Origin of the sequence: Streptomyces sp. NPDC007189 (assembly GCF_040703635.1) — a bacterium.
Classification (GTDB): Bacteria; Actinomycetota; Actinomycetes; order Streptomycetales; family Streptomycetaceae; genus Streptomyces.
This window is the reverse complement of record NZ_JBEYEY010000022.1, coordinates 69006-92914: the sequence shown is the minus strand read 5'-3', so window position 1 is coordinate 92914 and position 23909 is coordinate 69006. Positions and strand designations below refer to the sequence as shown.

Sequence of the window (23909 nt, the reverse complement as noted above, 5' to 3'; positions counted from 1 at the left end):
ACGGGAGTGATCGCATGAGCGTCAGGGGCATCGGGATGAAGGCGGCGGAGCCCGTCGGCATGACGTCGGTGGCGCTCAGCGGGCCGCCGGCCACGGTGCCAGGCGAGGTGAAGGCGGTGGCCCGGTGAGGCAGCGTCAGATCTTCGGGACCGTCTTCACGCTGGAGGCGATCGTCGCCGGCGGCGTTTTCCTGGTGATCCTCGGCGTGCTCGCCTGGGTGCTGGCGCGGCGCCGCTCCGAGGTCTCGGACCGGTCCGAACGGCCCCGGCTGGAGGCCTTCTACGTCGGCGCCCTCGCCGCCTTCGCGGTCTTCCTGGTGGCCTGGACCGCCTGGCAGAACCACCGCGAACACCACACGGCCGACCCGGCACCGCTGCGTGTCGACGTCACCGGCTTCCAGTGGTGCTGGACCTTCGGCTATCCGCAGTCCCCGGCGCACCGCAGCGTGACCGGCACCTGCAAGGGCAAGGACATCCCGACGCTCGTCGTGCCGACCGGCCGCACGGTGCAGCTGCGCCTCACCTCCCGGGACGTCATCCACTCCCTCTGGGTGCCGGACCTGCGGTACAAGATGGACGCCTTCCCGCACCACGTGAACACCTTCGCCCTCACCCTGGACCGGGCGGGCCGCTGGCGCGGCCGGTGCGCGGAGTTCTGCGGACAGCGGCACTCCACCATGGACTTCTGGATCAAGGCGGTCCCGCCCCGGGAGTACGACCGCTGGGCGCACGGGGGGAGCGCTGCCGTATGACGGTCGCGCCGCCCGCCGCCGAGCAGCGCGGCAGCTCAGGCCGCCCGGTGCCGCCGGGCGGCTGGCTCGGCTGGCTCTCCACCACCGACCACAAGCGCATCGGCCTGCTGACCGTCGGCACCTCCCTGGTGCTGATGCTGGTCTACGGCGTCTTCGCGCTCTTCATGCGCAGCCAGCTCGCCCAGCCCGACGAGAACTTCCTGACCCCGCAGACGTACAACGAGCTGTTCACCATCCACGGCTCCGGCATGATCTACATGGTCATGACCCCGTTCGCCATCGGCATGGGCGTCTATCTGGTGCCGCTGCAGATCGGCGCCCCCGGCATGGCGCTGCCCCGCCTGACCCTGCTCGGCTACTGGCTCTACGTGTTCGGCGCCCTCACCATGCTGGCCGGCTTCGCCACCCCCACCGGGGCGGCGGCCGACGGCTGGTTCTCCTATCCGCCGATGGCCGACAGCACGCACTCGCCGGGCGCCGGCACCGATCTGTGGATCGCGGGCGTCCTCCTCGCGGTCACCGGCACCATCCTGATGGGCTGGGCGGTGCTGTGGACCGTGCTGCGCCGCCGCACCCGCGGGATGACCATGCTCCGGCTGCCGGTCTTCTGCTGGTCGATGATCGCCACCTGCCTGATGGTGATCGGCGCCTTCCCGGCCCTGCTCGCCGCGCTCGTCCTGCTCGCCGTGGGCCGGGCCGATCCCTCGGTCTTCGCCTCCAACGTGTGGAACATCGGCTACCAGCACATCTTCTGGTTCTACGGCCACCCCGTCGTGTACGTGATGTTCTTCCCGTACCTGGCCGCCGTCGCCGAGGTGCTGGCGGTCTTCTCCGGCCGCCGCTTCTTCGGCTACAAGGGCATGGCGCTGTCGCTGCTGGTGTTCGCCGCGCTGTCCATGAGCGTGTGGGGCCACCACATGTTCGCCACCGGCCAGGCGGCGAACGACTACTACTCGCTGACCTCCATCGCCCTGCTCGTCCCCGCCGGAGTGGAGTACTTCGGCATGCTCGGCACACTCCTCGGCGGCCGGCTGCGGCTGCGCACGCCCATGCTGTTCGCGCTCGCGTTCGTCCCGCAGTTCCTGATCGGCGGCCTCACCGGCATCATGGTCGGCACCCCGGTGATCGACTACCACGTCACCGACAGCTACTTCGTCGTGGCCCATCTGCACTACGTGCTCTTCGCGGGCAGCGCCTTCGGCCTCTTCGCCGCCGTGTACTTCTGGTTCCCGAAGGTCACCGGCGCCCTGCTCGACGAACGCATGGGCCGCACGCACTTCTGGCTGCTGGTGCTGGGCACCAATCTGACGTTCCTGCCGATGTTCGCCCTCGGCTACCTCGGCATGCCCCGCCGGGTCGCCACCTACGCGGCCTTCGACGGCTTCGGCCTGCTGAACCTGCTCGCGACCGTCGGCGCCGCCTTCCTCGCCGCCGGCATGACCGTGTTCGCCGTCAACGTGCTGTGGACCCTGCGCAGGCGCTCCCTGGGGCGGTCCGAACCGGCCGGCGACGACCCGTGGGAGGCGCACACCCTGGAGTGGGCGACCACCTCCCCGCCCCCGCGGCTGAACTTCCCGGCCGACCGCCCCCTCCCGCCGGTCAGCAGCTTCGCCCCACTGCTGGACCTGCGGCAGCGGGAGAGGAGCGGCACGTGAAACGGCACCTGTCCGCGGTGGTGGTCGCCGGCTGGGGCCTGCTCAACGGCGTCCTCCTCGCCGTCCTCGCGGTCTACGGCGAGAGCGCGCTGGTCTTCTGGCTGTGGGGCGGCGTCGTCCTGGTCCTCGAACTGGCCGCCGCGGCCGTGCTGTTGTCCTCGCGCACGGCCCCCGACGCGCATGTCCGCTATCGCGTCCCCGACCGGGGCGCGGGCGCCGTCCTGCCCGCGGCGGTCGGCCTGCTGCTGGTCGCCCTGTGCTTCGTCTACGGCCGCTGGCTGCTCGCCGTCGCCGTACCGCTGCTGGCCGTCTCCGCGGCCCTCGCGGTGCGCGGCACGGCGGCCCGGGAGAGGTGAGGAACATGGACCACTCCGCGCACATGTCCGTCGTCCCGATGGCCTTCTCCGCCGTGCTGGTCGCCGCCCTGATCCCCGGCGCCGTCCACCTGCTGCGGCGCTCCCCGCTGTGGGAGCGGATCAGCGTCCCCGCGCCCGTGGCCCTGCCCCTGCTGGTGCTGGTCCACGCCTGGGCCGTCCTCGGCGCGGACGCCGGCCTGGGCACTCCCGGCGGCGCCCTGGCCCGCGAGCCGGCCCTGCTCGCCGCCGCCGTCCTGTTCTGGATCCCGGTCCTGGCCCGCACCCGGCACCGCCTCGACGACCCGGGGCGCTGCCTGTACCTGTTCCTCGCCACGCCCCTGCTGGACCTGCCCGCCGTGGGCGTCGTCGCCACGGGCCGCTCCATGGAGGGCCTGACCATGATCGTCGGCATGCTGCCCGTCGGCATCGCCGCGGCGGCCCTCACCTGGTCCTGGGTGAACCGCGAGGAACGGGAGGCGCAGCGTCTCGGCGTGTCCGCGCCCGGAGGCGACCCCCTGGCCCGCTGACGGCGCGGGCGACGCGGTCACGTCTGCCGGGAGTGCGTGGGGTCGTTGGCGACCTCGTCCGGGCACTTCCGGTGCGGCCGGGGCCCGCGCCGGTCGCGCTGCCAGTCGAACGCCGCGAGCGCCAGGGACGCCGCCATGCCGACGAGGGCGGCACCCAGCGCGGTGGCGAGGGCGGTGCGGTAGTCGCCGCCCCTGCCGAGGACCAGGTAGAAGAAGCCGGGCAGGGCGGCGGTGCCCACCGCGGCGCCCAGCCGCTGCCCGGTCTGCAGGGCGCCGCCCGCCGCGCCCGCCATGCGCACCGGCACGTCCCGCAGCGTCATGGTGATGTTGGGGGAGACGACGGAGCCGCTGCCCACCCCGGCCAGGAACAGCACCGGCACGGCGGCCCAGGGCGCGATGCCGAGGGGTGCGAGGCGCAGCAGCAGCGCGGTGCCGCCCAGGCCCACGATCACGGCGGTGAGGCCGCACACGGTGAGCAGGCGGCCGAACCGGTCCACCAGCCGGCCGGCGACCACGGACGAGCCCGCCGAGCCCAGCGCGAAGGGGGTCACGGCCAGACCGGAGCGCAACGGCGAGTAGCCGAGACCGTGCTGGTAGAACAGCGCGAAGACCAGCCACACACCGCTGAACCCGATGAAGTACAGCGTGCCGACCCCGGCCCCGACGGCGTACCCGCGCACGGTGGTGAACAGGCGCGGGTCGAGCAGCGGCTGGACACCCCGGGCGACGAGCCGGCGCTGCCACCAGGCGAAGCCGCCGAGGATCGCCGCGCCGGCGGGGAACAGCCACCACACCCGGCCGATGCCGCCGGAGTCCGCCTGGACCAGCGGATACATCAGCGCGAGGACACCGAGACCGAGCAGCAGGATCCCCGGCACGTCCAGGTGCCCGCGGCCGGAGCGCCGGGTGCGGGGCAGCAGGCGGCGGCCGAGGAGCACGGCCAGGACGCCGATGGGCACGTTGACGTAGAAGATCCACCGCCAGCCCTGGGGGCCCGAGGCCAGGGCGAGGATGACACCGCCGGTGACGGGCCCGGTGGCCGCCGACAGGCCGACCGTCGCGCCGAAGAAACCGAAGGCGCGCCCGCGCTCGGCGCCGCGGAACATCTGCTGGATGAGCGCGGAGTTCTGCGGCGCCATGAAGCCCGCCGCCAGCCCCTGGGCCAGCCGGGCCACCACCAGCAGCGTGATGTCCGGGGCCGCTCCGCAGGCCGCGCTGAAGAGCACGAAACCGCTGAGGGCCAGCAGGAAGATCCGGCGCCGGTCCAGCGCGTCCCCGAGGCGGCCGGCGGTGACGAGGGCCAGGCCGAAGCTGAGGGCGTATCCGGACACCACCCACTGCACCTGCGCGGGGGAGGCGTGCAGATCGCGCTGGACGGTGGGCAGGGCGACCGCCACGATCGTCACGTCCAGCAGGCTCATGAAGCCGGCCACCAGGGTGACCCACAGGGCCCGCCACCGGTTCGGATCCGGCTCGTACCCGGCCTCCGGGGCGTCCTGGTGCCGCCCGCCCGCAACCGACCTCGTCACCTGGGCTCCTCTCGCCGGGTGCGCACCCGGTTGGACGAGGTTCCCCGACCGGGGCACAGGCACACACACCGGCGCGCGCCATCCGCCCGGCCCGCCCCGACAGCGCACCGGAGGACGCCGCCCGTCACGGTCCGTAGCCACGTGAACGCCTCCGTTTGAGTCCGCGAGAACTGCGCAGGCGGTGGTGGGAGAACACGTACGGCGAAAGGAACACCCCCATGGCGGTGACGGGCGGCGAGTCGGTGGACCCGGCGGCGATGAGGCGGCACCGGGTGCTGTTCCGCGCGGTCGAGAAACGACGCCACCCCAAGCTGCGCCGCAGCGACATCACCGTGACCGACGAGGCCGTGGTCAAGCGCGCCACCAAGGCCGCCGCCCTCGGCAACGCGATGGAGTGGTACGACTTCGGCATCTACAGCTATCTGGCCGCCACGATCGGGAAGGTCTTCTTCCCCTCGGGCAGCGACACCGCCCAGCTCCTCAGCTCCTTCGCGACGTTCGCGGTGGCCTTCCTGGTGCGCCCGCTCGGCGCCATGGTCTTCGGGCCGCTCGGCGACAAGATCGGCCGCAGGAGCGTCCTCGCCGTCACCATGATCATGATGGCGGTGGGGACCTTCGCCATCGGCCTCATCCCCTCGCACGACGCCATCGGCTTCGTGGCCCCGGGCCTGCTGATCTTCTTCCGGCTGGTGCAGGGCTTCTCCACCGGCGGGGAGTACGGGGGCGCGGCGACCTTCATCGCCGAGTACGCGCCGGACAAACGGCGTGGCTACTTCGGCAGCTTCCTGGAGTTCGGCACGCTCGGCGGGTACGTCGGCGCCTCCGGCCTGGTCGTCGTCCTCACCGGCGTGCTCACCCAGGACCAGATGCTGCACTGGGGCTGGCGCATCCCCTTCCTGGTCGCGGCCCCGCTCGGCTTCATCGGCCTCTACCTGCGGCTCAAGCTGGACGAGACGCCCGCCTTCCTGAAACTGGAGGGCGGACGGGCCGGGACGAGCGACGCCGCCGCGGTGGAGACCTCGGCCACCGCCGACCTCGGGAAGATCTTCACCCGCTACTGGCGGCCGCTGGTGCTGTGCCTCGCCCTCGTCGCGGCGTACAACGTCACCGACTACATGCTGCTGTCGTACATGCCGGCGTACCTGTCCGACGAACTCGGCTACGGCACCAACCGCGGCCTGCTCATCCTGGTCCTGGTGATGGTCGTCCAGATGTGCGTGATCAACCAGGTCGGACGGCTCTCCGACCGCTTCGGGCGACGGCCGCTGCTGATGACGGGGATGCTCGGCTTCCTCGTCCTGTCCGTGCCGTCGTACCTCCTCATCCGGCAGGGCAGCATCGCCCTGATCGCCCTCGGCCTGCTGCTGCTCGGGCTCTGCCTGGTGGCGCTGCTCGGCACGATGTCCGCGGCGCTCCCGGCGATCTTCCCCACCCATGTCCGCTACGGCTCCCTCGCGGTCGCCTACAACCTCTCCACCTCGCTCTTCGGCGGCACGACCCCCCTGGTGACCACCGCCCTGATCAGCGTCTTCCACACCACGCTCATGCCGGCCTACTACGCGACGCTCGCCGCCGCCGTCGGCGTCGTCGCGGTGCTGTGCATGAAGGAGACCGCCCAAAAGCCCCTCGCCGGCTCGCCGCCGTGCGTGGAGACGGACGAGGAGGCGGCCGAACTGGTCCAGGACCAGTCCCCGCGCCCCCGGTTCTGAGCAGCTCCCGCTGCGGCAGGACCGTGGCCGAAGCGCAGGGCTGCCGAGCCGGTGAGCAGTGCGGCGCCGGCGGCGAGCGCCGGACACCGGTCACGCCCGCAGAACAGGGCCAGGGCGGGCGTCAGCGTCCGCGTCGCTCCATTCGCTCCCGCTGGGGTACGACCGTGTACTTCGGGTCCTCCGCCGAGGCCACCCCGGCGTGGAAGACACCGAAGCGCAGCGCCGCCGAGCCGGTGAGCAGCGCGGCGCCGGCGGCGAGCGCCAGACGCCGGTCCCGACCGCCGATCAGGGCCAGGACCGCACCGCCCGCCGTCAGCGCCTCCGCCGCGCGCAGCAGCAGGTGCGGCCTGCCCTGCTCGAAGGGCTCGGCGGACAGGCCCATGCGCCGCTTCATCGCCTGGAACGCGCCCAGTTCCAAGGCCGCGCCGAGGACGGCCAGCCGGCGGGCCGGGCCGGCCTGCGCGACCGGGGCGGCGGCCAGCGCCAGGCCGGAGGCGGCGGTCGCGGCGGAGCCCGCGAAGACGAAAGGCAGCTCGCGGTAGCCCTCGTGCCAGGACGGCACGGCCGTGTCCGCGAGCAGCACCGCCGTGTACGTGGCCACGGCCGGGCCCAGCACGGCGGAGGCCACCGTGGCCGCCGAGCCCAGCAGCCGGTACCGGCCCGCCACCTCGGTCGCCGCGGCGGTCAGCGTCAGCGGCGCGTACCCCGCCAGCAGCCACGAGCCCACGCTCATGGGCGAGGTGGGCTTCAGCACCCGCAGCATGTTCAGGAACCGGGCCGGCCTCCCCAGGTCGTGGACCAGCGCGGCCAGCGACAGGGAGATCGCCCCGGCCGCCCCGAGCTTCGCCGGAGCCGCGAGCCCCGGCCGGCCGCTCGCCTGCGCCCCCGCCGCGAGCAGCGAGGACGCCCCGGCCAGGCCGCCGAGGTACAGGTATCCGGCGATGTCCAGCGGCTTCCATGTCGGCTTGTTCAGCACCGGCTTGCCGTAGTACGACGAGAACTCCGCCTCCGGCACCATCGGCTGCTCGCCGCGCCCGCGCCGTCCCCGGCGGCGCCCGGCGTGCGCGCCCGTCGGCGCCTGCCGGCCGGGCCGTGCGCCCTGGACGCCGTCCCGGGTGACGTCGGACTCGCTCATCGCGGCCTCCTCGCGAAGCTGCCCAGGGCGAGGGCGGCCAGCGACACGGCGGCCAGCGCCGCGTGCCGCCACATGTCGGGCAGGTCCCGGGTGGTCACCACCGGGTCCGGGGGCAGGCCGTAGACCTCCGGCTCGTCCAGCAGCAGGAAGAACGCGCCGTCGCCGCCGACCCCGTCGTCCGGGCTCTCGCCGTACAGCCGGGCGTCGGTCACCCCGGAAGCGTGCAGCTGCGCCACCCGGCCCGCCGCCCGCTCCCGCAGCTCCTCCAACGGGCCGAACTGGATGGAGTCGGTGGGGCAGGCCTTGGCGCAGGCGGGCTCCATGCCGGCGCCCAGCCGGTCGTAGCACAGGGTGCACTTCCACACCCGGCCGTCGTCCTCGCGCTGGTCGATGACGCCGTAGGGACAGGCGGGCACGCAGTAGCCGCAGCCGTTGCAGACGTCCTCCTGGACGACGACCGTGCCGAACTCGGTGCGGAACAGCGCACCCGTCGGGCATACGTCCAGGCAGGCGGCGTGCGTGCAGTGCTTGCACACGTCGGAGGCCATCAGCCAGCGCAGCTCGGTGCGGCCGTCCGGGGAGAGGGGCGAGATCTCCCCGGCGGGGGCGCCCGCCGGGGCCCGCCCGGGCGGGGGAGCGGTGGCGCCCGGTCCGGGGGAGGAGGCGCCGGTGCCGAGCCGTGCGGCGGCGGCGAACACGTCGACGTCCTCGTGCGCGACCCCCGGCTCCTGCCCGCCGAACGGCTTGCGCTGCTCGATGAAGGCCACATGCCGCCAGGTGTCGGCGCCCAGGCCCTGGGTGTTGTCGTACGACATGCCGGTGAAGACGAGACCGTCCTCCGGGATGGCGTTCCACTCCTTGCACGCCACCTCGCACGCCTTGCACCCGATGCACACCGAGGTGTCCGTGAAGAACCCCATCCTCGGCGGGGCGTCCGGGTAGCCGGAGGCCCCGGCCACGTCCGGCTGCGGGCCGTACAGCAGATGTCCGCGCCCCTCGTCGCCGTCCCTCATCGCCGTACCTCCCTGCTCATGACTCCTCTGCCCCCTCGGTTACCTCGCCCGGCGCGGCCCGCACGAACTCCACCCGGCGTTTCTCCCAGGCGGTGGCCGGCATCTCCACGCTCTTGCCGAAGTACCAGCGGCTGAGGGCGTTGCGCAGCCGGTGCCGGTGGAACCAGCGCCACGCCTCCGTGCCCTCCGCGCGGGGCCGGGGCGTGTCGCGCACGAGGATGCGATAGGCCTCCTCGCGGGGCAGCAGGGTGTGCGCCTCCTCGTAGCCGCCGCCCGCCGTGCGCCGCACCTCCCCCGTCGCCCCGCCGTCCAGCAGCCGCTGCCGGTCGGCGGCCTGCAGACCGAGGCAGGCCCGTTTGGTGGCGTGGTACGTCACGAACGGCAGCACGAACAGGGCGGTGCGGAAGGAACGGGTGAGCAACTCGACCGGCAGGTCGAACTTGTAGGCCAGCACGTCCTGTCCGCCGGCCATCAGCAGCACCGCGTACGCCGCGACGGCCGCCGCGCCCAGCGCGGTGCGCGTCGGCTGGTTGCGCGGCCGGTCGCACAGGTGCTGCTCGGGCAGCGGCCCGGTGAGCCAGCGCTCGAAGAACGGATAGGCGTACAGGACCAGGAACAGCACCGCGGGCAGCATCACGCCCGGCAGGAACACGTCCCAGACGATCGTGTGCCCGGCGAAGTCCGTCTCCCAGGCCGGCATCAGCCTGAGCGCGCCCTCCAGATAGCCCACGTACCAGTCGGGCTGCGCGTCCAGCGACACATGGTCCGCGCGGTACGGCCCGAAGGCCCAGACCGGGTTGATCTGGAGCAGGGCCGCCATCAGCGCGAGGACGCCCGCCTGGATGAAGAACAGGCCCGCGGACTTCGTCGCGTACTGGGGGACCAGCGGCTTGCCGATCACGTTCCGGTTGGTGTGGCCGGGCTTCGCCCACTGGGTGTGCTTGTGCACCACGACGAACGTCAGATGCGCCCCGACGAGCGCCAGCAGCAGACCCGGCACCAGCAGGATGTGGGTCACGTACAGCCGCGGGATGATCTCGTGCCCCGGGTACTGGCCGCCGAAGACGAAGAACGACAGGTAGGTGCCCACGACCGGGATGGACAGCACGATGCCCTGGGCGGTGCGCAGACCGGTGCCCGAGAGCAGGTCGTCCGGGAGCGAGTAGCCGCAGAAGCCCTCCAGCAGGGAGAACAGGAAGAGCGTCACGCCGATGGTCCAGTTGACCTCCCGCGGCCGCCGGAACGCCCCGGTGAGGAAGATCCGCAGCAGGTGCACGCCGATCGCCGCGACGAACACCAGGGCCGCCCAGTGGTGCATCTGCCGTATCAACAGCCCGCCGCGCACATCGAAGCTGATGTGCAGCACCGACGCGTACGCCTCGGACGTCATCGTGCCGCGCAGCGGCAGGTACGAGCCGGTGTACGGCCGTTCCGTCATGTCCGGATGGAAGAAGAACGTCAGCCATACCCCGGTGAGCACCAGCACCAGCAGGCTGTACAGCGCCAACTCGCCCAGCAGGAACGACCAGTGGTCCGGGAACGCCTTGCGCAGGAACTCCTTGCCGGCCGAGGCGACGGGCAGCCGCCGGTCCAGCGCGGACACCAGGCGCTCACCGCGCCCGTCGTCCCCGTCCGACCGCCGTTCCTCGGACACCGCCACCGCGCCCTCGCCTTCCGTCCGTGCCGGATCCTTCACTCAGGGTGCTCTTCCTCGAGCCTGGCACGGGTCCCCCGGCTGCGCCCGCCCGAAACGGCCGCCACTCGTTTGCCCCGACCGGCGCCGGGCTACCCGTGGGCGCGGACGTGTGCGGGCGGGAGGAGGCCGGCGTGGTGAACGTGTCGGAGGGCGTCGCGGCCCGGCTGCGGGCCTGGGGCGCCGAGCGGGTGTACGGCGTGCCGGGACCGGAGGCCGATCCGCTGGCCGCCGCCCTGTGCGGCGGGCCGGAGGCGGCGTGGTTCGTCCAGGCGCGCGGCGCGGAGTCCGCCGCCCTCATGGCGTGCGCCGACGCCAAGCTCACCGGCCGCCTCGGCTGCTGCCTCGCCCCGGCCGGCGCGGCGGCGCTCCGGCTGCTGGGCGGACTCTGGGACGCGGCGGCGGACCGGACCCCGGTGCTCGCCGTCGTCGGCGAGGAAGCGACCGCCCGGCCGGTGGGGGGACGGATCGTGCGCCATCTGGCGGAGCTGTCGGTGTTCTGCGAGGAGGTCTCCGGGCCGGAACTCATGGGCGACGCCCTGGACCGGGCCGCACGGGCCGCGCTCACCGACCGGGGCGTGGCGAGCCTCGTCGTCTCACGCACCGTCCTCGAGGCGACGGCACCCGACGGCTCGGGCCGCGCGGCACCCGTCCACGCGGCCCCGCCGGTGCGCGTCCCGGACGAGGGGGACCTCCGGCGCGCCGCCGAGACGCTCGACGGCGCCGGGAGGCCGGCGGTGGTCGTGGGCAACGCCGGGCGCGCCGCCTCCGGTCCGGCCACGGGCGTGGCGTCGCTCCTCGGCGCCGGTGTCGCCACGACGGCGCTGGCCCGCGACGTCCTGCCCGACGACCTGCCGTACCTGACGGGCGTGGCCGGCCCTCTCGGCAGCGAGGCGGCGGCCGCACTGCTGCGGGAGTGCGACACGCTGCTGCTCGTGGGCGCGGAGGACCTGGACCCCGCGCTGCTGCCCCCCGAGGACGGCTGCCGGATCGTCAGCGTCGACCCCGGACCGGCCGACTGCCCCCTGGACCGGGCCCGTCCGGCCGTGCGGCTGACCGGCGACGTCGCCGCCGCCCTGGAAGCCCTCATCCCCCTGCTGCACCGCGCCACCGACACGAGGTGGCGCACCCGTGTCGAGGACGCGGTACGTGCCTGGCGGGACGAGGGGGACACGCGGGCGAACCGCTATTTCGGTACGTCCGTCAACCCGCGCTCCGTCGTCGCCGAGCTGTCCGAGCGGCTGCCCGACCGGGCCGTCGTCGTCACCGACTCCGGGACCGCCCTGGACTGGTGGACCCGGCACCTGCGGCTCCGCAACGGCATGCGCTCCCTGCTGTCCGGGCATCTCGGGATGCCGGGCGCCGCCGTCCCCTACGCCGTGGCCGCCCGGTTCGCCGTCCCCGACCGGCCGGTCGTCGCCCTCGTCGGCGACGGCGCCTTCCAGTCCGGCGGGCTGAACGAACTGATCACCGTCCGCCGCCATCTGGACCGGCTGGCGGACCTTCCCCCGCTGGTCTTCTGCGTCCTGAACAACGGCGACCTGAACCGGCTGACCTGGCAGCGCCGGGCGGCGGCCGGCGATCCGCTGATCCCGCTGTCGGCCGAGGTCCCCGCCATGCCGTACGCCGAGTGGGCGCGGCTCACGGGACTGCCGGCCGTCCGCTGCGACCGGCCCCGGCACGTCGCCTCCGTCTGGGCCGACGTGCTGCGCCAACCCGGGCCGGCGGTGGTGGAGTTCGTGGTGGACGGCGAGATCCCGCCGGACTGGGCCCGGGGCGAGGGATCCCGTCAGGCGGGGGTGACGACGCGCAGGAAGACGCCGGGTTCACTGTTGTCGTCGCGGTAGGCGTCCTGGCTGTCGACGGCGGGCCGGCCTCCGGGCGCGCGGTCCGGCCAAGCCCCGGGCGCCCGCACGCGGGCCCTCACTCGGCGGTCAGCGGCACGATGGCGGTGACCCGCTTGCCGTACGACAGCCGTGTCACCTCCAGGGCGTTGGAGAGCATCGTGACGAGATGCAGGCCGTGGCCGCCGACCCGGCGCGGATCGGGAGGGCGCCGCAGGGGCGGGTCGGGGGAGGTGTCCGTCACCGTGATGCGCAGCGCGGCGGCGTCGGGCGGCAGTTCCAGGCGGACGGCGCACGGACCGGGGGCGTGCTTGGCCACGTTGGTGACGAGTTCGCTGACGACGAGCTGGGCGTCCTGCACCGAGCGCTTCCCCGGGGCGGGGCGCACCCGGGAGAGCAGGGCGGCGACGGCGTCCCTGGCATCGGCGATGCCGGCCGCGGCGGAGTCCCAGGTACGGCTGTAGCGCAGGGGCGCGGGCCGTGCCTGCGTCGTCGTGTGCGTCCCGAGCGTCATGTCCATGTGGCGTCGCCCTTTTCCTCCGGCACCTGGTGCTCGTCCCTGTCCCTGCTCATGTCCCTGTCTTGTCCCGGCTCTTGTCCTGCCTGCTGGACCCTCCCTCGTTGCCCGGATACCCGCTGATCCTCCGCGCAAAGGGACGTCCGCCGTGAATCCTCCGGTTGCACGGGTCTCCCTGGTCACGGGCGGCTCCGGCCGGGCACACGGAACCGGTCCGGAGGTGGTCAGCACACTGCACACGGTGCTCGCCCCCCGGACCGGTTCGTGATCGGCAGAGCGCGTCAAGCGGGCGCGATCAGTGCTTGAAGGTGTCCTTGGTCTTCTCCTTGGCCTGCCGGGCGTCTCCCTCCGCGCCCTTCATCCGGCCCTCGGCCTCCATCTGCTCGTTGCCGACGGCGCGGCCCACGGCCTCCTTGGCCTTCCCCTTGGCCTGCTCCGCCTTGCCCTTCGCCTTCTGGTTGCCAGCCATCGGGTCTCATCTCCCACGTTCTCTGCGATTTCCGGTCCCCACTCGGCTTGCCGCTGGAACGCCCCCCAAACCGGAAATCCCGGACACATGGTGAAACCTCGGCCCGGATTACTTACGCTTGGTTGAACAGTCCAGACTGATAAACCTATCGTTAGTAATCATGGACACGATTGCACTCGCCGCCGCCCTGCGGCTGGCCATGGGCCGGATCGTGCGCCGACTGCGCCAGGCACACGCGGTCGGCGACGTGACGCTCTCCGGCGTCTCGGTGCTGGCCCGGCTCGCCCGCACCGGCCCGGATTCGCCCGGCGCGCTCGCCGAACTGGAACGGGTCCGGCCGCAGGCGATGGCCAGCACCCTCGCCGGGCTCGAACAGCGCGGACTGGTGAGCCGTACACCCGACACGGCCGACGGCCGCCGGGCCATCGTCTCGATCACCGACGAGGGACGGACCATGCTGGAGCAGCGCCGCTCGGAGTCCGTGGGCCGCCTCGCCCACGCCCTGGACGAGTTCACCCCGCAGGAGCGGCAGGCCCTGCAGGACGCCCTGCCCCTGCTCGACCGGCTGGCGGACCGGCTGTGACCGGCGGCGCGCCCGCACCGGGCATACGCGGCCGCCTCCTCGCCCGTTCGGCGCGGCTGAGGGACACGCCTCCAGGCCCCCGCTACAAGTGGATCGCCCTGTCCAACACCACGCTCGGGGTCCTGATCGCCACGATGGACGCCTCCATCGTGATCATCTCGCTGCCCGCCATCTTCCGCGGCATCGGCCTCGACCCGCTCGCCGCCGGCAACATCGGCTATCTGCTGTGGATGATCCTCGGCTATCTGCTGGTCTCGGCCGTCCTGGTGGTCGTCCTCGGCCGGCTCGGCGACATGTTCGGCCGGGTCCGCATCTACAACCTGGGCTTCCTGGTCTTCGCCTGCGCCTCCGTCGCGCTGTCCCTGGACCCCTTCGCGGCAGGGGCGGGCGCACTGTGGCTGATCCTGTGGCGCATCGTGCAGGCCTTCGGCGGCTCCATGCTCACCGCCAACTCGGCCGCCATCCTCACCGACGCCTTCCCGGCCCGGCAGCGCGGCATGGCTCTCGGCGTCAACCAGATCACCGCGCTCGCCGGGCAGTTCCTCGGCCTGCTCGCCGGCGGCCTGCTGGCCGCGGTCGACTGGCGGGCGGTGTTCTGGGTGAGCGTCCCGGTCAGCGTCACCGGCACCGTCTGGTCGTACCTCAGCCTGCGCGAGACCTCGGCCGGCGGCCGCGGCCGCGTCGACTGGCTGGGCAACCTCACCTTCGCCTCGGGCGCCGGCATCCTGCTCGCCGGCATCACCTACGGCATCCAGCCCTACGGCGGCCACCCCACCGGCTGGACCAGCCTCTGGGTGCTCACCGGCCTGATCGGCGGCGTGCTCCTGCTGCTGGCGTTCGTCTGCGTCGAGAGGCGCGTGGCCGAGCCGATGTTCCGGCTGTCGCTGTTCCGGGTGCGGGCGTTCGCCGCCGGCAACCTGGCCGCCCTGCTGACCGCGATCGCCCGCGGCGGACTGCAGTTCATGCTGATCATCTGGCTGCAGGGCATCTGGCTGCCGCTGCACGGCTACGACTTCGAGGACACCCCGCTGTGGGCCGGCATCTTCATGCTGCCGCTCACCCTCGGCTTCCTGGTCGCCGGGCCGGTCTCCGGCTATCTGTCCGACCGGTTCGGCGCCCGCCTCTTCTCCACCGCCGGACTGCTCGTCGTCGCCGGGTCCTTCCTCGGCCTGCTGGCCCTGCCGGTCGACTTCGACTACGGCGTCTTCGCGACGCTGCTGCTGCTCAACGGCCTCGGCCAGGGCATGTTCTCCTCGCCGAACACCTCGTCCATCATGGGCAGCGTGCCGGCCCGCTACCGGGGTGTCGCCTCCGGCATGCGCTCCACCTTCCAGAACTCGGGTACGGCCCTGTCCATCGGCGTCTTCTTCTCGCTGATGGTCTCCGGCCTCGCCGGTTCCCTGCCGAAGACGCTCAGCAGCGGACTGCAGGCGCACGGCGTGCCCGCCGGGACCGCGCACCAGGTGGCCTCGCTGCCGCCGGTCAGCACCCTGTTCGCCACGTTCCTCGGCAACAACCCGATCGGCCATCTGCTCGGCGACGGCGGCACCCTGGACCATCTGACCGCCGCCCAGCGGGCCACCCTGACGGGCCACACCTTCTTCCCCGAGCTGGTCTCCGGGCCCTTCCACCACGGCCTGACCATCGTCTTCAGCGTCGCCGCGGGCATGGCCCTGGTGTCCGCGCTCGCCTCCGCCCTGCGCGGCGGCCACCAGCGCGCCGACGACGACACCCGGCGGACCGAGCCGGACCGCACGCCGAAGGACCGGCCCACGGGCACCTCGTCCTCCCGGCCGAGGTAGGCGCACACCCCCGCGGCAGGAGGGGCCGGACACGGCGAAGCTCCCCCAGCACTTCTCCGAACCGGGGGAGCCCCGGACCCGCGACCCCGGGGCGCGGCCTTCTTCCAGTGTGCGTCGCCGGAACGGGCGCCGGCCACAGTCAGCCGCGGGGCGGTCAGCGCTCGCGGCGGCGCCGGACGACGTGCCGTACGACGAAGGCCGCGATCAGCAACGCGGCGGCGACGAGGACGTAGATCTGGTAGCGCGCGACCTCGTCGTAGACGGTCGTGATGTGGCTGCCCACCAGATACGACAGGGTGGCCCACAGGCCCACCCAGAGGGCCGCGCCCAGGGCGTTGAAGGCGAGGAAGCGGCGCCAGGGCATGCCCGTGGTGCCGGCGATGATGCCGTTGGCCTGGCGCAGGCCCTCGATGAACCGGGCCACGGTCACGATCTTGCCGCCGTGCCGGCCGAAGAACTCCTCGGCGGCCTGGAACCGCTTGGGCGTCAGGAAGACATAGCGCCCCCACCGGTGCACGAAGGCCCGTCCGCCGAGATGGCCGATCAGATAGCCGATGTTGTCCCCGACCACGGCCGCCACGAAGGCGATGACCGCCACGGCCACGATGTTCAGCCGGCCCGCGCCCGCGTACACGCCCGCGGCGAGCAGGATCGTCTCGCCGGGCGCGGGCACCCCGAAGTCCTCCAGCAGGATCACGGCCCCCACGGCCCAGTAGCCGTAGTGGCCGAGCAGCGGCGCCAGATGCGCGAGCGGACCCGGAAGCGGAGGGGCGGCCATGCCTCCACGGTAGCCTCGGCCCCTCGCCCCGGCGGCGCGCGGCCGCCGGGCGGGGAAGCGGCTAGGACTCGGAGCGGATCATGCCCTCGCCGTCGGCGGAGGCGCCCTGGCACATGTGGCACAGTTCGTGGGTCCCGTCGCGGGTGACGACGGTGCCCCAGCCAAGGCACACCTCGCAGTCGCGGGCCAGGCCGATGTCGGGGTGGGGAGGCAGGAAGGGGCTGCGGTGGGCTCCGTGCGCCATAGGCTGAGCGGCTCCTCGGAAGTCGCATGAGAACGGTGAGTGCGCTGGCGTCCGCGCTGACAACGCTGTCCGTATGACGTCCATTATGTCCTATTTATTTCCGTTGTCAGTGACGAATGTCACCCAGTGCCCTGCCGCGCCCGGAGCCGCCCGCCCGGCTCACCCCATCCGGCCCAGCCGTGCCTCCCGCCACAGGTCCACGCCGCCGTCGGTCGCGTGCTTGTCGATCTCGGCCAGTTCCTCCGCGTCGAACGCCAGGTTCTCCAGCGCGGCGACGTTCTGCTCCAGCTGCTCGGTCCGGGAGGCGCCGATGACGACGGACGTCACCCGCTCGTCGCGCAGCGCCCAGGCCAGCGCCAGCTGCGCCAGCGTCTGACCACGCCGGGCCGCGATGTCGTTCAGGGCGCGCAGCCGCCGCAGCATGTCATCCGTCAGCCACGACGGGTCGAACGACGTGCCGCGCGCCGCCCGCGAGTCCTCGGGCACCCCCTGCAGATACCGCCCGGTCAGCAGGCCCTGGGCCAGCGCCGTGAAGCCGATGACCCCGAAGCCCTCCTCCTCGGCCGCCTCCAGCAGGCCGTCCGTCTCGATCCAGCGGTTGAGCATGCTGTACGACGGCTGGTGGATCAGCAGCGGAGTGCCCAGCTCCCGCAGGATCGCCGCGGCCTGCCGGGTGCGCTCGGCGTCGTAGGAGGAGATGCCGACGTACAGCGCCTTGCCCTGGCGTACGGCGGTGTCCAGCGCCCCCATCGTCTCCTCCAGCGGCGTGGACGCGTCCAGCCGGTGCGAGTAGAAGATGTCCACGTAGTCCACGCCCATCCGGTGCAGCGACTGGTCCAGCGAGGCCAGCAGGTACTTCCGGGAGCCGCCGCCCTGCCCGTAGGGGCCGGGCCACATGTCCCAGCCCGCCTTGGTGGAAATCACCAGCTCGTCCCGGTACGGCGCGAGGTCCCGCTTCAGCAGCCGGCCGAAGTTCAGCTCGGCCGCGCCGTACGGCGGGCCGTAGTTGTTGGCCAGGTCGTGGTGGGTGATCCCGAGGTCGAAGGCGCGCAGAGCGATCTCGCGCTGGGCCTCGAAGGGGCGGTCGTCGCCGAAGTTGTGCCAGTAGCCCAGGGACAGGACGGGCAGGTCCAGCCCCGAGCGGCCGGTGCGCCGGTAGCGCATGGTGCCGTCGTAGCGTGCGGGGTCCGCGACGTGGGTCATCGGTCTTCTCCGGATGGTGCCGTGGTGGTCGCCCCTCCGGTGCGCGGACGGGCCCGTCCACCCTGCGCCCGCGCGCCGCGCAAGTCCAACCGCCGCACGCGATGGGATTGAGCGGTTCCGTTTCTGAATCGCCCGAAGGGGCAGGCGGTGACCGGTGGACCGACGGAAGGAGGCGTTTCGTGAGCGAGGCGAGGCCGGACGGGCGGACGCCGGGGGCCGTGCTGCGGCTGCCCCGCCAGGTCCGCGACGAGCTGACCCGCAGGGTCCGGGGCCGGCGGGCCTTCGGCCAGGACGACATCCAGGTCGTCGAACCGCCGCTGCTGCGCCGCGCCGTGGGCGCCTCGGCGCTCGGGAACTGCATGGAGTGGTTCGACTTCGGCGTCTACAGCTATCTCGCCGCCACCCTCGGCAAGGTGTTCTTCCCCGGCGCCTCCCCGGCCGCCCAGGTCATCTCCTCCTTCGCGACCTTCGCCGCCGCCTTCGTCGTCCGGCCGCTCGGCGGCCTGGTCTTCGGGCCGCTCGGCGACCGCATCGGCCGGCAGAAGGTGCTCGCCACCACCATGATCCTGATGGCGGTGGGCACCTTCGCCATCGGCGTCATCCCCGGCTACGGCACGATCGGCATCGCCGCACCGGTGCTGCTCCTGCTGGCCCGCATGGTCCAGGGCTTCTCCACCGGGGGTGAGTACGGCGGCGCGACCACCTTCGTCGCCGAGTACTCGCCGGACCGCAGGCGGGGCTTCCTCTCCAGCTGGCTCGACTTCGGCACCTTCGTCGGCTACTCGCTCGGCTCGGCCGTGGTCACCGTGCTCAACGTCGCCCTGACGGACGCTCAGATGCTGTCGTGGGGCTGGCGGATCCCGTTCCTGATCGCCGGGCCGCTCGGCGTGATCGGCCTCTACATGCGGCTCAAGCTGGAGGAGTCCCCGGCCTTCCAGAAGCAGCTGGACGAACACGAGAAGGCGCTGGCGCAGGAATCGGCGCGCAGCGAGTTCAAGGACATCATCCGCGTCCACTGGCGGGAACTGCTCGTCTGCATGGGCCTGGTACTGCTGTACAACGTCACCAACTACATGGTCACCGGCTATCTGCCGACCTATGCGACCGAGACCCTGCACCGCTCCAGCGGCACCGCGGACCTCCTGGTGCTCGTCGGCATGCTCTGGATCGTCGTGCTGATCACCTTCATCGGCCGGCTCAGCGACCGCGTGGGCAGGCGGCCCGTCTACGGCTTCTCCGCCGCCGCGATGATCGTGCTGGCCGTGCCCGCGTTCCTGCTCATCAAGGCGCACGGCACCTGGCCGCCGTACCTCGGGGTGCTCGTGCTGGCCACCCTGCTGGCCTGCTTCGCCGCGCCGAGCGCGGCCACGCTGCCCGCCCTGTTCCCGACCGCCGTCCGGTACGCGGCCATGGGCATCGGCTTCAACGTCGCCGTCTCCGCGTTCGGCGGCACCACCCCGCTGGTCACGGCCGCGCTGGTCACCGCCACCCATGACGACCTGATGCCCGCGTACTACCTGATGCTGGCCGGTGCCGTCGGCCTTCTGACGGTGAAGTTCCTCCCGGAGAGCGCCCAGGTGCCGCTCAAGGGCTCGCAGCCGATGGTCGGCTCGCGCGAGGAGCGCAGCGAACTCATCGCCGTGTCGCGGCAGTTGTCGACCCTGGCACAGCACGGGGACGGCGCGCGCAAGCGCTGACGCGGCCGCGCCGTCCCGTCGTCGTTCGATCCTACGAACTTCTCGCGAGCCGGGTTACCGTGGCCCGCCGCGTTTGATAGGAAACTTTCCTACCAGAGCTGGTCCGGGCCAACTCCCTCTGCCCACCCCCCACTTCCCCCAGGAGCCCTGTGGTGAACGCCGACCGCGAGACAGCAGCCCCCGCCCACATCTCCCGCCGCAGCGTCGTCGCCCTGCTCGGCGCCGGCGTCGCCTCCGGCGCCCTGCTGGTGTCCCAGCGCGCCACCGCCGCCCCGGCCGCGGCACCGGGTCTGGACGACCCCGCGAAGAAGGAGATCGCCATGGAACTGGTGTCGAGCGCGGAGAACTCCTCGCTCGACTGGAAGGCCCAGTACAAGTACATCGAGGACATCGGCGACGGCCGCGGCTACACCGCCGGCATCATCGGGTTCTGTTCCGGCACCGGCGACATGCTCGAGGTGGTCCAGCTCTACGCCGACCGCAAGCCCGGCAACGTCCTCGCCAAGTACCTGCCCGCCCTGCGCAAGGTCAACGGCACCGACTCGCACGAGGGCCTGGACCCGAACTTCCCCAAGGACTGGCGCAAGGCCGCCCAGGACCCGGTGTTCCAGCAGTGCCAGAACGACGAACGCGACCGGGTCTACTTCAACCCCGCCGTCGCCCAGGGCAAGGCCGACGGACTGCGCGCCCTCGGCCAGTTCTGCTACTACGACGCCATCGTCATGCACGGCGACGGCGACGACCCCACCAGCTTCCGCAACATCCGGGCGCGCGCCCTGCGCAGCGCCGAGCCGCCGGCGCAGGGCGGTGACGAGAAGACGTACCTCAACGCCTTCCTCGACGCCCGGGTGTGGGCCATGAAGCAGGAGGAGGCGCACAGCGACACCAGCCGTGTCGACACCGAGCAGCGGGTCTTCGTGCGCAAGGGCAACCTCGACCTGAACACCCCGCTCGACTGGAAGACGTACGGCGACAGTTACCACATCGGCTGACGCGCCGGCGTCACGAGACGTGCGGCAGGCCGGCGGGAGCGGGCACCTGGCCCCCCGCGCCGAACCCGGCGGCCTGTCGCACCGTGATGCGCTGGATGACGCAGACCGCCAGGGCGCCGGCGAGGAGGTCGAGGGCCTCGGCCGCCACGAGCAGCGGCAGCGACGTCGGGCTGCCCACGTTCATGCCCACGAAGGTCACCAGCGCGTGCCCCGCCCAGGCGGCCCACCACACGTTCACCAGGAGGTTCTCTCGGTCCGCAGCCGCGCCCGCCGGGGCGCTCGCGCGCTGCACGTCGAGCACGAGCCCGCGCGGAACCCACAGGTTGAGGACCGGTATCAGCCAGCCGGCCACGGCCCAACCGACCGAGCCGCGCGCCGCACCCGGCGACAGCAGGTCCGCGTTGCGCCGGCAGCGGGCGAACCACACGAGGAACAGCACGACCGCCGCCGTCGTCACGTACAGATAGACCTGCGTCACCTGCGCGAACCGGGCCTCCGACGTGGTCGACGGATGCAGCAGACGGCCACGGGCCTCGACCGCCCGGACGACGTCGGCGACGGCCGCCGCGGCCACGGCGAGCTGAGCGGAACGCGCAAGGGACCAGGGAGCCTTGACGGTGGATCCGGACATGGTCAGACCTGTCTGTGGAAGGCGTCCCGCACGGGCGGCGGGAGGCGGAGATCGGGAGCACCGGATCATAGGCCGGGGCGCACTCGCGTGTCAGGGCCCTGACGAGCAAAGATGGGCGTGAGCGATCGATCCGACGATGCGGAGGAGCGGACTCATGCCGCACGAGCGAGCCGGCCGGCCGGCCGGTCCCGAGGACCTTGTCGACGTGGCCCGGCTGGTCACGGCGTACTACGCACTGCACCCGGACCCGGCCGACCCGGCACAGCGGGTGGCGTTCGGCACCTCCGGACACCGGGGTTCGTCCCTGGCGAGCGCCTTCAACGAGGACCACATCGCCGCCACCAGCCAGGCCATCTGCGAGTACCGCGTGCAGCAGGGGACCGACGGCCCGCTGTTCCTCGGCGCCGACACCCACGCCCTGTCCGAGCCCGCGAAGGTCACCGCGCTGGAGGTGTTCGCTGCCAACGGCGTCACCGTGCTCGTCGACAGCGCCGACGGCTACACGCCCACCCCGGCCGTCTCGCACGCGATCCTCACCCACAACCGGGGCCGTACCACCGGCCTGGCGGACGGCGTGGTCGTCACCCCGTCCCACAACCCGCCCGCCGACGGCGGCTTCAAGTACAACCCGCCGAGCGGCGGCCCCGCGGCCTCCGACGCCACCTCCTGGATCCAGGACCGGGCCAACGAGATCATCACCGGCGGCCTGAAGGACGTGCGCAGGATGCCGTACGCGCGGGCGCTGGCGGTGCAGACGACCGGGCGGTACGACTTCCTCGGCGCCTACGTCGGCGATCTGCCGAGCGTGCTGGACCTGGACGCCGTACGCGCGGCCGGTGTGCGCATCGGCGCCGACCCGCTCGGCGGGGCCTCCGTGGCCTACTGGGGGCGCATCGCCGAACAGCACGGCATCGACCTCACCGTGGTCAACCCGCACACCGACCCCACCTGGCGGTTCATGACGCTGGACTGGGACGGCCGGATCCGCATGGACTGCTCCTCGCCGTACGCGATGGCCTCCCTGATCGACCGGCGCGACCGGTTCCGCATCGCCACCGGCAACGACGCCGACGCCGACCGGCACGGCATCGTCACCCCCGACGCGGGCCTGATGAACCCCAACCACTACCTCGCGGTCGCCATCTCCTACCTCTACCGGCACCGCGACCGGTGGCCTTCGGACGCCGGCATCGGCAAGACGCTGGTGTCCTCCACGATGATCGACCGGGTGGCCGCCGACCTCGGCCGGCCGCTGGTCGAGGTGCCGGTCGGGTTCAAGTGGTTCGTGGACGGACTGGCCGGCGGCACCCTCGGCTTCGGCGGCGAGGAGTCCGCCGGCGCCTCCTTCCTGCGCCGGGACGGATCGGTGTGGACCACCGACAAGGACGGCATCCTCCTCGCCCTGCTCGCCTCCGAGATCACGGCCGTCACCGACCGGACCCCCTCGGAGCACTACGCCGACCTGACCGCCCGCTTCGGCGAACCCGCCTACGCCCGCACCGACGCGCCCGCGACCCGCGAACAGAAGGCGCTGCTGGGCAAGTTGTCACCGGCCCAGGTCAGCGCCGACACGCTCGCCGGGGAGGCCGTCACGGCGGTGCTGACCGAGGCGCCCGGCAACGGCGCCGCGATCGGCGGCATCAAGGTCACCACCGACAACGCCTGGTTCGCGGCCCGCCCCTCGGGTACCGAGGACGTCTACAAGGTCTACGCAGAGTCCTTCCTCGGCCCCGACCACCTCGCCCGGGTGCAGGAGGAGGCACAGGCGGTGGTGCTGGGGGCGCTGGGCGGCTGAGCGGAAGCGGGGCCGTCCGATGCGGCGGCCCCGCGCCCGGATCAGTCCCGTCCGCGTCCCTGGCCGAGCCGCTCCAGCACCGCCTGTGCCATGGCGTCCTCTCCCTTGGCGTTGGGGTGGGCCGGGGCGGCGGGGGCGGCCGGCTGAAGGGGTTCGATCCAGCGGTCCGCGGGCGCCTTGCACATGTCGTGGCCGGCGGTGTGGGTGTAGGTGTCCACGTACTCGGCGCGGTTCACCCCGGCCACCAGGCGCAGCATCAGGTTCAGCCGCTTCTCGGTGTCCCTCAGGTACGGGAAGTCCTTCTGCGCGAACGGCACCTGCGGGAAGCAGCCGCTGCCGTCGTCGGGCAGCAGGTCCGGGTAGCCGACGACGACCACGCGCGCGTGCGGCGCCCGCGCGTGCACCGCCTGCAGCACCCGGGCGACCTTCGGCGCGGTCTGCACGATCGCCAGGGCCAGCCGGTCGTAGCCGGCCGCGTGGTAGGAGCGCTCGCAGGGGTTGCCCGTCGGGTCCTGGGCGGCCAGGTGGGCGCACGTGCTGATGATCGGCCCGAAGCCCACGTCGTTGCCGCCGATCTGGACCGTCACCAGGTCGGTGTCCCGGTGCACGGCGTCGAGCTGGGGCGCGTTGGTGCCCTGCGCCTGCCACATCTCGGCGGTCGTGGCTCCGGCACAGCTGACGTCGTCGAAGCCGCTCGCCTGCCGCCGCGCCGCCACCAGCGAGGGGTAATTGTGGTCGGAGCGGGCGCAGTCGGCGTCCACCTGCTGCGGGATGCCGGGGCCCGAGGTGTAGGAGTCGCCGAGGGCGACGTAGTCGGTGCCGTGTCCGTGTCCCCGGGCATGCGCGGAGGCAGGCGCCGTGGCGGCGGCCACGAGGACGCAACCGCCCAGCACCGCCCCCAGTACGGCCGCTCCCCGCCGGCCTCTCGCCCCGTCCGCCGCACCCGTGCCGTTCGCCATGGATCCTCCCCCTGAGGCCGGTTCATC

At 72.8% G+C, this 23909-nt stretch carries 22 protein-coding genes; 11 read left to right on the top strand and 11 right to left on the bottom strand.

Annotation, left to right across the window (positions count from 1 at the left end):
- Positions 1-124 precede the first annotated feature (124 nt).
- The 4 genes from AB0950_RS34510 to AB0950_RS34495 are packed head-to-tail and all read left to right on the top strand — an operon-like array spanning position 125 to position 3289.
- Entirely contained in the window at positions 125-751 is a 627-nt protein-coding gene (locus tag AB0950_RS34510; RefSeq protein WP_366780190.1) for a cytochrome c oxidase subunit II, read from the top strand.
- Positions 748-2406 (top strand): cbb3-type cytochrome c oxidase subunit I, encoded by a 1659-nt coding sequence (locus AB0950_RS34505; protein ID WP_366780189.1) that lies wholly within the window; start codon positions 748-750, stop codon positions 2404-2406. The genes AB0950_RS34510 and AB0950_RS34505 overlap by 4 nt, the downstream gene beginning before the upstream one ends.
- Positions 2403-2762, top strand: coding sequence for a hypothetical protein (locus AB0950_RS34500; RefSeq protein ID WP_360151107.1), 360 nt, complete (start codon positions 2403-2405; stop codon positions 2760-2762). Before AB0950_RS34505 ends, AB0950_RS34500 begins: the two co-directional genes overlap by 4 nt.
- Positions 2763-2767: 5 nt before the next feature.
- Positions 2768-3289 (top strand): hypothetical protein, encoded by a 522-nt coding sequence (locus AB0950_RS34495; RefSeq protein ID WP_360151110.1) that lies wholly within the window; start codon positions 2768-2770, stop codon positions 3287-3289.
- A gap of 17 nt (positions 3290-3306) precedes the next feature.
- On the opposite strand, the gene AB0950_RS34490 is transcribed toward AB0950_RS34495, so the two are convergent.
- Entirely contained in the window at positions 3307-4818 is a 1512-nt protein-coding gene (locus AB0950_RS34490) for an MFS transporter (protein WP_366780188.1), read from the bottom strand.
- A gap of 218 nt (positions 4819-5036) precedes the next feature.
- Between AB0950_RS34490 and AB0950_RS34485 the strand changes: the two genes are divergently transcribed.
- Positions 5037-6527: an MFS transporter gene (locus AB0950_RS34485; protein WP_360569946.1), complete on the top strand. Its 1491-nt coding sequence runs from the start codon at positions 5037-5039 to the stop codon at positions 6525-6527.
- A 121-nt stretch (positions 6528-6648) separates the two neighbouring features.
- On the opposite strand, the gene nrfD is transcribed toward AB0950_RS34485, so the two are convergent.
- From nrfD to AB0950_RS34470, 3 genes are read right to left on the bottom strand one after another with little or no spacing between them, the layout of a single operon-like run.
- The gene (gene nrfD / locus AB0950_RS34480; protein WP_360569944.1) at positions 6649-7662 is read right to left on the bottom strand and encodes an NrfD/PsrC family molybdoenzyme membrane anchor subunit; all 1014 of its coding nucleotides are present in this window, start codon (positions 7660-7662) and stop codon (positions 6649-6651) included.
- Entirely contained in the window at positions 7659-8675 is a 1017-nt protein-coding gene (locus AB0950_RS34475) for a 4Fe-4S dicluster domain-containing protein (RefSeq protein WP_360569942.1), read from the bottom strand. The genes nrfD and AB0950_RS34475 overlap by 4 nt, the downstream gene beginning before the upstream one ends.
- A gap of 16 nt (positions 8676-8691) precedes the next feature.
- Entirely contained in the window at positions 8692-10281 is a 1590-nt protein-coding gene (locus AB0950_RS34470; protein ID WP_366780209.1) for a cytochrome b N-terminal domain-containing protein, read from the bottom strand.
- Positions 10282-10502: 221 nt separating this feature from the next.
- Here AB0950_RS34470 and AB0950_RS34465 point away from each other — a divergent pair, with 221 nt between their 5' ends.
- Positions 10503-12215 carry a thiamine pyrophosphate-dependent enzyme gene (locus tag AB0950_RS34465; protein WP_366780187.1) on the top strand — a complete coding sequence of 571 codons (1713 nt, stop codon included), beginning with the start codon at positions 10503-10505 and terminating at the stop codon, positions 12213-12215.
- Positions 12216-12291: 76 nt separating this feature from the next.
- Here the strand turns inward: AB0950_RS34465 and AB0950_RS34460 are convergent, their stop codons facing one another.
- Entirely contained in the window at positions 12292-12732 is a 441-nt protein-coding gene (locus tag AB0950_RS34460) for an ATP-binding protein (RefSeq protein WP_360151128.1), read from the bottom strand.
- A 292-nt stretch (positions 12733-13024) separates the two neighbouring features.
- The gene (locus tag AB0950_RS34455; protein WP_360151131.1) at positions 13025-13198 is read right to left on the bottom strand and encodes a CsbD family protein; all 174 of its coding nucleotides are present in this window, start codon (positions 13196-13198) and stop codon (positions 13025-13027) included.
- A gap of 160 nt (positions 13199-13358) precedes the next feature.
- Between AB0950_RS34455 and AB0950_RS34450 the strand changes: the two genes are divergently transcribed.
- Both AB0950_RS34450 and AB0950_RS34445 read left to right on the top strand, forming a co-directional pair.
- Positions 13359-13781 carry a MarR family transcriptional regulator gene (locus AB0950_RS34450; RefSeq protein ID WP_360151134.1) on the top strand — a complete coding sequence of 141 codons (423 nt, stop codon included), beginning with the start codon at positions 13359-13361 and terminating at the stop codon, positions 13779-13781.
- 92 nt (positions 13782-13873) lie between these two features.
- Positions 13874-15583 carry an MFS transporter gene (locus tag AB0950_RS34445; protein WP_366780208.1) on the top strand — a complete coding sequence of 570 codons (1710 nt, stop codon included), beginning with the start codon at positions 13874-13876 and terminating at the stop codon, positions 15581-15583.
- Between the two features lie 154 nt (positions 15584-15737).
- Here the strand turns inward: AB0950_RS34445 and AB0950_RS34440 are convergent, their stop codons facing one another.
- The 3 genes from AB0950_RS34440 to mgrA all read right to left on the bottom strand — a co-directional run bounded on the left by AB0950_RS34440 (position 15738) and on the right by mgrA (position 17808).
- Positions 15738-16361: a DedA family protein gene (locus tag AB0950_RS34440; RefSeq protein ID WP_360151137.1), complete on the bottom strand. Its 624-nt coding sequence runs from the start codon at positions 16359-16361 to the stop codon at positions 15738-15740.
- 61 nt (positions 16362-16422) lie between these two features.
- On the bottom strand, positions 16423-16605 hold the full coding sequence (locus AB0950_RS34435) for a hypothetical protein (RefSeq protein ID WP_360151140.1): 183 nt from the start codon (positions 16603-16605) through the stop codon (positions 16423-16425).
- A 159-nt stretch (positions 16606-16764) separates the two neighbouring features.
- Positions 16765-17808, bottom strand: coding sequence for an L-glyceraldehyde 3-phosphate reductase (gene mgrA / locus AB0950_RS34430; RefSeq protein WP_360569937.1), 1044 nt, complete (start codon positions 17806-17808; stop codon positions 16765-16767).
- Between the two features lie 179 nt (positions 17809-17987).
- Here mgrA and AB0950_RS34425 point away from each other — a divergent pair, with 179 nt between their 5' ends.
- Both AB0950_RS34425 and AB0950_RS34420 read left to right on the top strand, forming a co-directional pair.
- Complete coding sequence (locus tag AB0950_RS34425) at positions 17988-19505, top strand: MFS transporter (protein WP_366780186.1); 1518 nt, start codon at positions 17988-17990, stop codon at positions 19503-19505.
- A 149-nt stretch (positions 19506-19654) separates the two neighbouring features.
- Positions 19655-20497, top strand: coding sequence for a chitosanase (locus tag AB0950_RS34420; protein ID WP_360151149.1), 843 nt, complete (start codon positions 19655-19657; stop codon positions 20495-20497).
- Positions 20498-20507: 10 nt separating this feature from the next.
- On the opposite strand, the gene AB0950_RS34415 is transcribed toward AB0950_RS34420, so the two are convergent.
- On the bottom strand, positions 20508-21128 hold the full coding sequence (locus AB0950_RS34415; RefSeq protein WP_366780185.1) for a DUF4328 domain-containing protein: 621 nt from the start codon (positions 21126-21128) through the stop codon (positions 20508-20510).
- Between the two features lie 154 nt (positions 21129-21282).
- On the opposite strand from AB0950_RS34415, the gene pgm reads away from it, so the two are divergent.
- Positions 21283-22923 (top strand): phosphoglucomutase (alpha-D-glucose-1,6-bisphosphate-dependent), encoded by a 1641-nt coding sequence (gene pgm, locus AB0950_RS34410; RefSeq protein ID WP_366780184.1) that lies wholly within the window; start codon positions 21283-21285, stop codon positions 22921-22923.
- Positions 22924-22964: 41 nt separating this feature from the next.
- On the opposite strand, the gene AB0950_RS34405 is transcribed toward pgm, so the two are convergent.
- On the bottom strand, positions 22965-23882 hold the full coding sequence (locus AB0950_RS34405; RefSeq protein WP_366780183.1) for an SGNH/GDSL hydrolase family protein: 918 nt from the start codon (positions 23880-23882) through the stop codon (positions 22965-22967).
- Positions 23883-23909: the final 27 nt, after the last annotated feature.